This window comes from Chryseobacterium sp. WX, assembly GCF_029542485.1.
In the GTDB taxonomy this organism is placed as follows: domain Bacteria; phylum Bacteroidota; class Bacteroidia; order Flavobacteriales; family Weeksellaceae; genus Chryseobacterium; species Chryseobacterium cucumeris.
Genome location: NZ_CP120710.1, coordinates 3,215,732 through 3,228,727 on the forward strand (window position 1 = coordinate 3,215,732; position 12,996 = coordinate 3,228,727).

The following is a 12,996-nucleotide window of genomic DNA, read 5'->3' on the forward strand; positions in this document are numbered from 1 at the left end:
AATGCCTTATTGATAAAGATGATTATAACAGAATTAGTAAACAGAATCCCAGTACTGGAAATCCACGGTGATAATAACCGTGAGGTAACTGAATTGGTGATCGACAGCAGAAAAGTTACAGAGAACTCTCTTTATATTGCCATGAGAGGAACCGTGGTGGATGGTCATTCATTCATTGCATCTGCTATTGAAAAAGGAGCTGCCGCAATTGTTTGCGAAGAATTCCCTGAAACATGGGTGGAAAATGTAACCTATATTCAGGTAAAAGATTCTTCTAAAGCCCTTGGTCATCTTGCTTCAAACTTCTATGGAAATCCTTCTCAGAAATTAAAACTGATAGGAGTTACAGGAACTAACGGAAAAACATCCGTTTCGACCCTTCTTTTTGATGTTTTTAAAAACCTTGGATATCCGGCCGCTTTACTTTCTACTGTTGAAATCAGAATTGGTGAAGAGATTATTCCGGCAACCCACACCACTCCTGATGTGATTACCATCAACAGGATCTTGGCGGAAGCGGTAGAAAAAGGATGTGAATTTGCTTTCATGGAAGTAAGCTCACACGGAATTGCCCAAAATAGAATTGAAGGACTACACTTCAAAATAGCAGGCTTCACCAACCTTACTCATGATCATTTAGATTATCATAAAACGTTCGAAGAATATTTAAAAACAAAGAAAAGATTCTTTGATCAATTAGAAGATACCGCTATTGCCATCACCAATGTGGATGACAAAAACGGGAATGTCATGCTTCAGAACACCAAGGCTAAAAAGAAGTCTTATGCTCTGAAAACCATGGCAGACTATCACGGGAAATTATTGGAAGTAGATTTCAACGGAATGCTGTTGAACTTCAACGGAAAAGAATTCTGGACGACACTGACCGGGAAATTCAATGTATATAATTTACTGCTTGTCTTTGGAATTGCTGCTGAACTAGGTTTTGAGCAGGATGAAATTCTTCAGGCTATCAGCAAATTAAAAAGAGTTTCCGGAAGATTTGAAACCTTCAAATCCGATGGTGGAATTTTCTTTATCGTAGATTATGCACACACTCCGGATGCTTTGGAAAACATTCTGGACAGCATCAACGATATCAGAACCAAAAACGAAAGATTAATCACCGTATTCGGCTGCGGAGGAGACAGAGATCACTCCAAAAGACCTGAAATGGGAAATATTGCCACTAAAAAATCAACCCTGGCAATCATCACTTCAGATAATCCGAGAACAGAAGATCCTGCACAGATCATCAAAGAAATTGAAGCAGGCGTTGAACCACAGAACTTCAGCAAATACACTTCAATTCCGGACAGAAAAGAAGCCATAAAAATGGCCATCAAGTTTGCAGAACCTAAAGATATCGTTTTAGTTGCCGGAAAAGGCCACGAAAACTATCAGGAGATTAATGGTGTGAAACATCATTTTGACGACAAAGAAGTAATTAATGAGCTTTGGAAATTAATGAGCAAATAAATTACAAATGATAACTGAAAGAATAATTGTTCAATCATTCATCAATTATCAATGATCATTTATTAACAATTGAAACTATGCTATACTATCTATACGAATATCTAACCAACCATGGAATTCACGTTCCGGGATTAGGATTGTTGAAATACATTTCCTTCCGTGCCGGAATGGCTGTACTATTCTCATTGATTATTGCTCTTGTCTACGGAAAAAGAGTAATCAATTACCTGAGAACAAAACAAATGGGAGAATTAGTGCGTGATCTGGGATTGGATGGGCAGAAACAAAAAGAAGGAACTCCTACCATGGGAGGGCTTATCATTATTTTGGCAACCATCATTCCTGTATTGCTGTTTACAAGAATCACCAATGTGTACATTGTGCTGCTGTTGGTTTCTATGTTCTGGATGGGTGCTATTGGTTTCCTTGATGATTACTTAAAGAAGATTAAAAAAAATAAAGACGGTTTAAGTGGTAAATTCAAAATTGTAGGACAGGTCGGATTAGGGCTAATTGTCGGAATTACAATGTATTTCCACCCGGATATTACCGTTAAAAGAAAATATGCAGATGCTAAAGTAGTGAACAGGAACAATGTAGAGCAAAACTTTATGCCTACAGAAAAAATTACCGTTTCCACTGTTCCTTTTGCAAAAAATAATGAATTCGATTATAGTGGAATTTTGTTTTGGATGAATGATAAAGATGCCCATGAGTGGGCATGGATTGTCTTTATTCCCATTGTAATCTTCATTGTAACAGCCGTTTCCAATGGAGCCAACATCACCGACGGAATTGATGGTCTTGCAGCAGGAACAAGTGCTATTATACTGCTCACGCTGGCTCTTTTCGCTTACCTTTCCGGGAACATCATCTTTGCAGACTATCTCAATATCATGTTCCTTCCCAACATGGGGGAAACCACCATTTTTGCAGTCGCAATGGTAGGTGCTGTAATTGGATTCTTCTGGTACAACACTTATCCTGCACAGGTTTTCATGGGAGATACCGGAAGCTTAATGCTGGGAGGCGTAATTGCTGTTTTAGCCATTATTTTAAGAAAAGAATTGCTGATTCCTGTATTATGCGGAATCTTCTTAATTGAAAACCTGTCTGTAATGCTTCAGGTAGTTGTTTTCAAATACAGAAAAAGAAAATATGGGCTGGAATATGCTCAAAACAACAGACTATTCAAAATGTCACCATTACACCATCATTATCAGAAAGAAGGTTTCCACGAGAGTAAAATCGTGAACCGAATGATTATCATCGGAGTAATACTGGCCATTGTATGTCTGATCACATTAAAAATGAGATAAAAAATAAAAGCTGTAAGCAATAAGCCTAAAGCTTAAAGCCTATAGCATAAAGCTTTTATAATATGAAAATAGTTGTTTTAGGAGGTGGAGAAAGCGGATGCGGAGCTGCTTATCTGGCTAAAAAGAAAGGTCTGGAAGTATTTCTTTCAGATAAAGGAGCCATTAAGGATAACTATAAGCAGTTTCTTACCGAAAATGAAATTGAATTTGAAGAAGGAAACCACGATGAAGAAAGGATTTTAAATGCTGACTGGATCGTAAAAAGCCCGGGAATTCCGAAAAAGGCTGATATCATCAATAGAATTCATGAAAAAGGAATCAGACTTTCCTCTGAAATTGAATTTGCTTCAGAATTTACAGATGCAAAGATCATTGCCATTACCGGAAGCAACGGAAAAACAACCACAACTTCCCTGATCTACTACATCCTGAAAAATGACGGATTGAATGTAGGTTTAGGAGGAAATATCGGATACAGCTTTGCGAAGCAGGTGGCGGATGAAAACCATGAATATTATGTATTGGAAGTAAGCTCTTTCCAGCTGGATGATATTCAGAATTTCAGACCTTATATTTCTTTATTGTTGAATCTGTCTCAGGATCACCTGGATCAGTACAACTACAATTATGAAGAATATGCATTGGCCAAATTCCGAATCACAGAAAATCAGGAGAATGATAACTTCTTCATCTACAACAAGGATGATGAAATGAGTAAAAATCTTCTTGAAAAGCTTGAAATAAAGGCGAAAATGATTCCTTTCTCAACCAAAGAGAAATTAACGGAAGGAGGTTTTGTGAATGATGATGAAATTGTGGTAAAAATGAAAGACGAATTCGCAATGAAAGTTGATGAATTGTCTCTGCTGGGAAATCACAATGTAGCTAACAGCCTGGCAGCATCTATTGCCGGTAAAATATTAAAAATCAACAATGAAAGCATCAGACATTCATTGATGACCTTCCAGGCCGTAGAGCACAGATTAGAGTTCGTTACTGAAATTGATAACGTAAAATACATCAACGACAGTAAAGCAACCAATGTAAATGCTACTTACTATGCCTTAGAAAGCATGAAAACGCCAACCGTATGGATTGTTGGCGGTTTAGATAAAGGAAATGACTATACCGAAATTGAAGATTTAGTCAAAAGAAAAGTAAAGGCAATTGTTTGTCTTGGAGTAGATAACAAGAAGATCATCGATTTCTTTAAAGATAAAAAAGAGCTTATTTATGATACTTCAAGTATGGAAGAAGCCGTGAAAATTTCAAAATCACTGGCTAAAAAAGGCGACACGGTCTTATTATCTCCATGCTGCGCAAGCTTTGACTTGTTCAAAAGCTATGAAGACAGAGGACGCCAGTTTAAAGAACAGGTATTAAATGCCAATGGCCATTAGCCATTAGCCAATAGCATTAAATATGGACGAACAGAACACAGAAAACAGATTTGAATTTCTAAAGGGCGATAAAGTACTTTGGATGGTCATCCTTGTGATCTCCATTTTCTCTATTTTCCCGGTATACTCTGCAAGTTCAAATCTCGAATACATTGTCAATAACGGGACCACAACAGGCCACGTTATCAAACATATGTTCTTTGTAGTTCTGGGACTAGCCATTATGAGACTGGTAGGAACTATAAAATATGAATACATCGGAAAGCTCAGCAGTATCCTGCTCGGCCTGATGATTATTCTGTTGATTGTTACCATGTTTACCGGACAAACCATTGATGGAGCAAGTGCTTCCAGATGGCTGAAAATTCCGGGAACACCAATCTCTTTCCAGCCTTCATCATTTGCCTTTTTAATGCTGATCATCTATCTGTGCAGGTATCTGACCAAAAAGATCACCAGGGAAAGGCTTCCGATAGAGAATATCATGTATATTTTCGGGCCTATCCTGCTTGTTTTTGTATTGGTAGCCAAAGATAACGGTTCAACGGCATTAATGATTTTAATGGTTTCCGTAGTGGTTCTCATAATAGGACAGCTTCACTGGAAATACATTGCAGGATTTATCTCCGCATCATTTGTAGCCATTGTGTTCTTTTTATTGATTGCCTTAAATACCAATATGATCGGTGGAAACCGTGTTCACACATGGATGAGCCGTATTGAAACCTTTACATCAAGCAAAGCCAAAACAGCAGATGTAGATGATGAAAGTGTAAAAGCAAAAAATTATCAGGTAATGCAGGCCAAAGCAGCTATTGTACACGGCGGAATTACCGGAATGGGGCCAGGGAAAAGTGCATTGAAACAAATGCTTCCGCAATCTGCCTCCGACTTTATTTTCGCAGTGATTGTAGAAGAATATGGGGTGATTGGAGCCGCTTTTCTGATCAGTTTGTACCTGATTATGATGATCAGGATTGTGATGATCGCCAGTAAAATGCCGGCATTTTTCGGATCGTTGCTCGTGCTCAGTCTCGGGGTAATGATCTTCATTCAGCTTTCGGTAAATATTGCCGTTGCTGTAAACCTAATCCCGGTAACAGGACAGCCGCTGCCTTTAATTAGTTATGGAGGAACATCCATGCTGGTGACCTATTTACAGTTAGGTATTATTTTAAATATAAGCTCAAGAATTCAGATTTATGATGAAGAAGGAATGGGCAAAAAACAAAGTATAGCAGAAATAAACGATATCGCTTAAAATGGACAAAAAATTAAGAATATTATTATCCGGCGGAGGAACAGGAGGACATATCTTCCCGGCCATTGCCATTGCTGATGAGATCAGAAAAAGATTTCCTGATGCAGAATTTTTGTTCATTGGTGCCAATGGAAAAATGGAAATGGAAAAAGTTCCTCAGGCAGGCTATAAAATTGAAGGAATTGATATCGCAGGAATCGACAGAGGTAATCTGTTATCCAACCTGGGACTTCCTTTTAAGATTCTGAAAAGTTTATCAAAGTCTAAAAAGATTATCAAAAACTTCGCTCCTGATTTTGCTGTAGGAACAGGAGGATTTGCCAGTGGACCTGCTCTTTATGAAGCTAGCAAAATGGGAATTCCGATTTTCATACAGGAACAGAACGCTCACGCTGGGGTAACCAATAAAATTTTAAGCAAGAAAGCAAGAGCCGTTTTCACAGCCTACCCAAAAGTAGAAGGCTTTCCTACAGAGAAAATAAAGTTTCTGGGAAATCCGATTCGTGAGAATATTGTTTCAGGAATGCAGGAAACCGCTCAGGCAAAAGAGAAAATGGGATTGGATAAAGATAAACTTACGATTCTTTCTGTAGGAGGTTCTTTGGGATCCAGAACATTGAATAATGCCTGGAAAGAAAATATTGAGAATCTGAAAGAAAAAGGATATCAATTAATTTGGCAAACAGGAAAGTTGGATTACAAAGAATTATCTTCCAGCCTACAGCTTCCAGTTTCCATTCATTTGAAAGAATTTATCAAAGACATGGAACTGGCGTATTCTGCAGCTGATATCATTGTTTCCAGAGCCGGAGCTATTGCCATTTCAGAGTTGGCTGTAGCACAAAAGCCGGTGCTTTTGGTACCTTTCCCTTTTGCAGCGGAAGACCATCAAACCAAAAATGCCATAAACCTGGTTGAAAAAAATGCTGCCAGAATGGTAAAAGACTCTGAAATGCAGGAAAAATTCTGGAATACATTATCAGAAATCTGCGAAAATGAAAGGATAAGAAAAGAAATGTCCGACAATCTGAAATATTTTGCCAAACCTAATGCCGCAAAAGAGATTGTAGACGAGATTTTCAAAGTAATAAAATAATTAGGAAAGGCTTAGGCAAGCTCAGCCTGACATGAGTAAATAAAACAGTTAGTATTAGAGGTGTCACCCTGAGCTTGTCGAAGGGCCAGTAAGCAAACACTAATGAATGAAAATATATTATGTATACATTGTAAAATGTTCCGATAATTCTTACTATACAGGCTTTACCAATGATTTGGAAAGAAGAATTAACGAACATAATGACGGATTAAATCCTGAAAGTTACACGTATACAAGAAAACCTGTGGAACTTGTTTTCTACCATGAGTTTAATGATGTTAATCAAGCTATAAGATTTGAAAAACAAGTTAAAGGCTGGAGTAGGAAAAAGAAAGAAGCAATAATAAATGATAACTGGGATTTATTACCACTGCTATCAAAAAATAGGATGAAAGATTAGAAGGCTTCGACAAGCTCAGCCTGACACCGTTAAAATTTAATTCATTAACGAGTCACTAGCGTAAGTTGATGAAAGCCTTATAATACAAAATATAGTAATAAAACTCTGAACTGATTAAAGAGTTATTAAAGATTAAAATATAAATGAACATTTTACAAACATATCAGACTTTTTACTTCGTTGGAATCGGAGGTATAGGAATGAGTGCATTGGCACGCTATTTCAATGCATCCGGAAAAAAAGTATTGGGTTACGACAAAACCAATACAAAGCTTACTCAGAATCTGATGAATGAAGGCATTGATATTGTTTTTGAAGATCTTATTGATGAAAGAATTACTTCCCTTCAGAAAGAAAATACGTTGGTAATTTATACTCCGGCTATCAAAACGCTTGGAATATTGGATTATTTCAATCAAAATCAGTTTGAAGTTTTAAAACGTGCTAAAGTTTTAGGCTTAATTACTGAAAATACAGACTGTATTGCCATTGCAGGAACTCATGGGAAAACCACCACGTCTACCCTTGTAGCTCATTTGTGTAAAGAGGCCGATCTTCCTTTCTCATGCTTTTTGGGAGGAATTTCTGAAAACTTTAAATCCAACTTCCTGTATAACGGTTCTACCTATTCTGTAGTAGAGGCAGATGAGTATGACAGAAGCTTCCTGAACCTTTCTCCGGACTGGGCAGTAGTAACTTCTACAGATGCAGATCACCTGGACATTTATGGAGACATTAATCATATTGAAGAAGGATTCAGACAGTTTGCAGCTTTAGTTCCTCAAGACAAACAACTTTTTGTAAGAAAAGGATTGGAAATTGGCAGAGGGCATCAAACTTATGCGGTAAATGAGCTTGCAGATTATTATTCAGACAACCTACGTATGGAGCATGATAAAATTTATTTTGACTTCCATACTCCAACGGAAACAATAAAAGATTTTGTCTGGGAAATTCCGGGAATTCATAATGTGGAAAATGCCACTGCAGCACTGGCCATCCTGCATAATTTAGGCGCAGATTTTGATACGCTGAAAAAAGCAATTGCCAATTTTAAGGGAATTAAAAGAAGATATACCAAACATATTTATCAAAACGGTAAAATTTACATTGATGATTATGCTCACCACCCTACAGAAATCAATGCTGTAATGAGCTCAATCAGAACATTTTATCCTGATAAAAAGCTATTGGTAGCTTTCCAGCCTCACCTTTTCAGCAGAACAAGAGATTTCGCAGACGGATTTGCGGAAAGCTTAAGTAAGGCAGATGAACTCATTCTTCTTGATATTTATCCTGCAAGAGAACTTCAGGAAAATTTTGAAGGAATCACTTCAAGCTGGCTGCTGGACAAAGTAACATTAGATAAAAAAGAAGTATCAACATTATCCGGTGCTTTTGAAAAAATAAAAGAAAAAGATTTTGACATCCTCCTTACGGTAGGTGCAGGAAATATAGACACTCTGTATGATCCTATTTGTGAATGGATAAATAAATTGTAAAAAGTAATAATGTATTTACGTATTCATGAATACATTTTACATAAATACATGAATACAAAAAATGTATGAAAAATAAATACAGAATATTAAAAATTGTTGTCACCGTAATTATCCTGGGATTGTTACTGAGCTTCTCGTTGAGGAGATTCAGCCGTGAGCAGATTACGGATAACAAGATTTCTGTAAAAATGAACGAGAAAACTCCGGTATATTTTGTTGATGAAAAAGATATCAGGGAAATTGTAAAAAAAGAAAATCCTTCAGGAAAAGTGGGAGATCTCAATATTCCTTCTTTGGAAAAAAAGATCAATTCCCTGCCAGCGGTAGACAGCGCCAATGTTTATCTGAACCTGAACGGAAAGCTGAATCTGGATATCAAACAGAGAGTGCCTGTTTTCAGATTAAATAAAGACGGAAAAGACTTTTATGTGGATGAGAAAGGAGTTGAATTCCCTATTTCAAGAACCTATTCTCACCCATGTATGCTGGTAACAGGAAACGTAAATCCTGATGAATATGAGAAGCTGGCAGAACTGGTAGAAAAAATTGATAAAGATGATTTCAGTAAGAAATACTTTATCGGAATCTCAAAAAGTAAAGACAGCTATAGCCTTCTGACAAGTGAAGGAAATTATAGAGTGGAAATTGGAGACCTTGATAATATTGATTTTAAAGTAAAAGGATTTAAAACGTTTGTGGAAAAATATCTTGTGTATCAGGATCCTCAGAAATACAGCATGGTTTCGGTGAAATATCAGAATCAGATTGTCACTACTTTAAACCCTTATTTTAAAGAAAATGACAGTATTTTAAAGGCAGGAAAGATGGAATTGGCAAAAGTTCCTTCCCCAACAGCCGCTAAAAAGACGGAAGCTAAACCCAAAATAGCAGAGGTAAAAAAGACCAGCTCCACCTCGGTAAAACCGAAAGAGAGTACCAAACCGAAAGGACAAACAAAAGAAACTAAAAAAGCAGAGAAAAAGCCCCCCGTCAAGGCGCAGTCCAAGCCTAAGGCAAAAGTAAAAATAGAATAAGTCCCTCAGGGCATTTAATACACAAATAGGAGCCTATCCTTATAGATAAAAAAGTAGAAAAAATCAAATCGATATAAAATGGAAAATCAAGAGTATTCAGTAGGTCTGGACATCGGGACAACGAAGATAGTCGCGATTGTCGGAAGAAGGAATGCACACGGGAAGATAGAAGTTCTCGGTGTAGGAAAAGCTAAGAGTCTTGGTGTTCATAAAGGTATTGTGAATAACATTTCACAAACCATTAATTCAATCAAGGCTGCAGTATCCGAAGCACAATCCAGCGCCGGAGTTCCTATCCGCAAAGTTACGGTAGGTATTGCAGGAAAACACATCCGTTCTCTGCAGCACTCCGATTATATTATGCGTGAACATCCTGATAAATTTATTACAGACGATGACATCGAAGCATTAAAAGATCAGGTAAAAAAGCTGGTTATGCTTCCTGGAGAAGAAATTATCCACGTACTTCCTCAAGAATATAAAGTGGACTCCGAGGGGGAAATTCAGGAACCTGTCGGAATGCATGGAAAACGTTTAGAAGCCAACTTCCACGTCGTAGTAGGGCAAATGGGCAGCATCAGAAATATTGCAAGATGCGTTCGTGAAGCCGGATTAGAAATGGAAGCCCTTACTTTAGAACCATTGGCATCTTCTGAAGCTGTCCTTACAAAAGAAGAAAAAGAAGCCGGTGTAGCCATTGTTGACATTGGTGGTGGTACAACCGATATTGCAATCTTTAAAGATAATATCATTCGTCATACCTGTGTGATTCCATACGGAGGCGGAATTATTACCGAAGATATCAAAGAAGGCTGTTCCATCATAGAAAAACATGCAGAACAACTGAAAGTAAAATTTGGTTCGGCTGTTCCCGAATTAGAAAAAGACAGTACTTTTGTAACCATTCCCGGACTTCACGGAAGACCGGACAAAGAGATTTCTTTAAAAACTTTAGCGCAGATCATCAATGCAAGAGTAGAAGAAGTTTTGGAAATGGTAAATACAGAACTGAAGGCTTATGGTGCTTTTGAACAAAAGAAAAAACTGATTGCCGGAATTGTTCTTACGGGTGGTGGTTCAAACCTGAAACACCTTCGTCAGCTGGCCAATTATACAACAGGTTTTGACAGCAGAATCGGTTTTGCGAATGAATATATCGCCAATGATAAAAATCAGTATCTGAAAGGCCCTGAATTTGCTACTTCTATCGGATTACTGATGGAAAGTTTAAAGATCAGAGACAAAAAACAGAATATTGACGAAGTTGTAGAAGTTGTTACAGAGCAGCCAAAACCGGAAGTCACTGCAGCACAGGCAGAAACGGCTCAACCCGTTCAGCAGGCAGCCCCGGTTCAGGAGCAGCAGTCTTTTGAAAATGAAAAGCAAGAGAACAGAAAAGCGAAACTGACCTTCGGGCAGTCGCTTATGGAAAAAGTAAAAAAATTCTTTGAAGAAGTAGAGTAAATAAATATAAATGATAAAAGATTAATGATCAATGATACCTGAAATAGATTAATATTTATTAAATTAAAGACGAATATCATTCATCAATTATCATCTATCACTTATCAATTATTAAAAGTATAGTTATGGAAAATATAGGTACACAAGGATTTTCATTTGATTTGCCAAAAGGAAATTCATCCATTATAAAAGTAATCGGTGTAGGGGGCGGTGGAAACAACGCTCTGAAGCACATGTACGAGAAAGGAATCCACGGAGTTGATTTCGTGATTTGTAATACAGATGCTCAAACTTTAGATAATAATCCGGTAGCCAATAAAGTTCAGTTGGGAACTTCTATCACAGAAGGTCTTGGAGCTGGTGCCGATCCTGAAGTTGGTGAGAAATCAGCCATCGAAAGTATTGAAGATATCAAGGCTGCTATGGGCCAAAACACCAAGATGGTATTCATCACTGCCGGAATGGGTGGTGGTACAGGAACCGGAGCCGCTCCTGTCATTGCTAAAGTAGCGAAAGACATGGGAATTCTTACCGTAGGTATTGTTACCGTTCCTTTCAGCTTTGAAGGGAAAAGAAGGTTGGAGCAGGCAGAAAACGGTCTGGATAAATTAAGAAACAATGTTGACTCGCTTATTGTCATCAACAATGATAAACTAAGACAGCAATTCGGAAACCTTGGATTTAAGCAGGGATTCTCAAAAGCCGATGAAGTGTTAACCAATGCTGCAAAAGGGATGGCTGAAGTTATTACAGGTTACTTTGATGTAAACATTGACTTTAGAGATGCTAAATCTGTACTTCAGAATTCAGGTACTGCATTGATGTCTACTGGAACAGCTTCAGGTGAAAATAAAGCTGAAGAAGCTGTAAGAAAAGCCCTTGATTCTCCGTTATTAAATGATAACAAGATCACAGGTGCTAAAAACGTATTGTTATTGATCAGAAGTGGGGCTGAAGAAGTTACCATGGATGAGATCGGTATCATTATGGACCACATCCAGAAAGAAGCAGGAAACACTGCAGATATCATTTTCGGGGTGGGTGCAGATGAAGAATTAGGAGATGCAGTAAGTGTTCTTGTAATTGCAACAGGATTCTCTAATGATAATAAGAAATTCGCAGGACCTACTGAGAAAATCAGAATCAGTCTTAACGACAGTTTTGAAGCACCTAAAAATTCTCCTTTCAAAACAAGAGAAGAAAGAGAATCAGCTCCTGAGACAACGCATGATTTTGGAGGAAAAAACCTTTTCAGGCTGGATGACGAAGATCACGACACTCCGTTCAATGTGACCTCTGCTGAAAAAAAAATGATTATTGAAGAAGAGCAGCCAAGAACTGAAATCAAATTCTTTGATAAAGAAGAAGATACAGTAAATACACCGGAACAAAACTGGAGAAATGAAGAAGAAGGAGAAGAAGAATATAGCTTATTAGCTATTGATGAGGAACATGATGATCCTAACGATCTTGAGATCCAGTCTTTTTCATTTGATTTTGAAAACAAAAAAGAGGAACCACAATCCGGAACTTCCTTCAACAATTCATTTTCAAATGAAAAACCTGTTGAGTTCAGCTTCTTTGTAAACGAGCCTATCAGAAACGAGCCTAGTAAGGATTTCGGGCAGCCAAAAGCAGAGTTTAATACTCCTACCAATGCTGCGGTAGCTGAACCAGCTCAAAAGATTGAAACGTTCTACCAAAAACAGGAAGAGCCAAAGGTTGAAACAAGATCAACTTTTGAACACAAAACAGAAATTGAGACTCCAAAAACTGAAGAATCAGAATTCACTTTCGTGAATAAAACGATTGATCAGGACAGAGTAATTGAAAGAAGAAATAAATTAAAAGAATTCAACTCCCGCTACCAGAATTTTGACAGCACAAGTGAATTCGAATCTATTCCCGCTTTTAAAAGAAAAAATATTTCGATCGACGGAAACAATGCATCAGACCAGAACATCAACACTTATCTGTCTGATAACAATGGATCCATGCAGATCAGAGAAAACAGATTTTTAAATAAAGATGTAGACTAAAT

General features: G+C 37.6%; 10 protein-coding genes. All 10 read left to right on the forward strand.

What is annotated here, in order from left to right:
- The first annotated feature begins 18 nt into the window (after positions 1-18).
- A complete protein-coding gene (locus tag PZ898_RS14455) occupies positions 19-1,479 on the forward strand; it encodes a UDP-N-acetylmuramoyl-L-alanyl-D-glutamate--2,6-diaminopimelate ligase (protein ID WP_277693612.1) in 1,461 nt (486 codons plus the stop codon).
- Between the two features lie 77 nt (positions 1,480-1,556).
- Complete coding sequence (mraY, locus tag PZ898_RS14460) at positions 1,557-2,798, forward strand: phospho-N-acetylmuramoyl-pentapeptide-transferase (RefSeq protein WP_034693896.1); 1,242 nt, start codon at positions 1,557-1,559, stop codon at positions 2,796-2,798.
- 62 nt (positions 2,799-2,860) lie between these two features.
- On the forward strand, positions 2,861-4,198 hold the full coding sequence (gene murD / locus PZ898_RS14465; RefSeq protein WP_277693613.1) for a UDP-N-acetylmuramoyl-L-alanine--D-glutamate ligase: 1,338 nt from the start codon (positions 2,861-2,863) through the stop codon (positions 4,196-4,198).
- A gap of 22 nt (positions 4,199-4,220) precedes the next feature.
- On the forward strand, positions 4,221-5,459 hold the full coding sequence (locus PZ898_RS14470) for an FtsW/RodA/SpoVE family cell cycle protein (RefSeq protein WP_202842300.1): 1,239 nt from the start codon (positions 4,221-4,223) through the stop codon (positions 5,457-5,459).
- A gap of 1 nt (position 5,460) precedes the next feature.
- Positions 5,461-6,555 (forward strand): undecaprenyldiphospho-muramoylpentapeptide beta-N-acetylglucosaminyltransferase, encoded by a 1,095-nt coding sequence (gene murG, locus PZ898_RS14475; RefSeq protein WP_277693614.1) that lies wholly within the window; start codon positions 5,461-5,463, stop codon positions 6,553-6,555.
- A 106-nt stretch (positions 6,556-6,661) separates the two neighbouring features.
- Positions 6,662-6,955: a GIY-YIG nuclease family protein gene (locus PZ898_RS14480; RefSeq protein WP_120232262.1), complete on the forward strand. Its 294-nt coding sequence runs from the start codon at positions 6,662-6,664 to the stop codon at positions 6,953-6,955.
- A gap of 143 nt (positions 6,956-7,098) precedes the next feature.
- Positions 7,099-8,457 carry a UDP-N-acetylmuramate--L-alanine ligase gene (gene murC / locus PZ898_RS14485; RefSeq protein WP_277693615.1) on the forward strand — a complete coding sequence of 453 codons (1,359 nt, stop codon included), beginning with the start codon at positions 7,099-7,101 and terminating at the stop codon, positions 8,455-8,457.
- Positions 8,458-8,522: 65 nt separating this feature from the next.
- Entirely contained in the window at positions 8,523-9,491 is a 969-nt protein-coding gene (locus PZ898_RS14490; RefSeq protein ID WP_216443637.1) for a cell division protein FtsQ, read from the forward strand.
- A gap of 78 nt (positions 9,492-9,569) precedes the next feature.
- Complete coding sequence (gene ftsA / locus PZ898_RS14495) at positions 9,570-10,955, forward strand: cell division protein FtsA (RefSeq protein ID WP_120232264.1); 1,386 nt, start codon at positions 9,570-9,572, stop codon at positions 10,953-10,955.
- A 125-nt stretch (positions 10,956-11,080) separates the two neighbouring features.
- Positions 11,081-12,994: a cell division protein FtsZ gene (gene ftsZ / locus PZ898_RS14500; protein WP_062672647.1), complete on the forward strand. Its 1,914-nt coding sequence runs from the start codon at positions 11,081-11,083 to the stop codon at positions 12,992-12,994.
- Positions 12,995-12,996 lie beyond the last annotated feature (2 nt).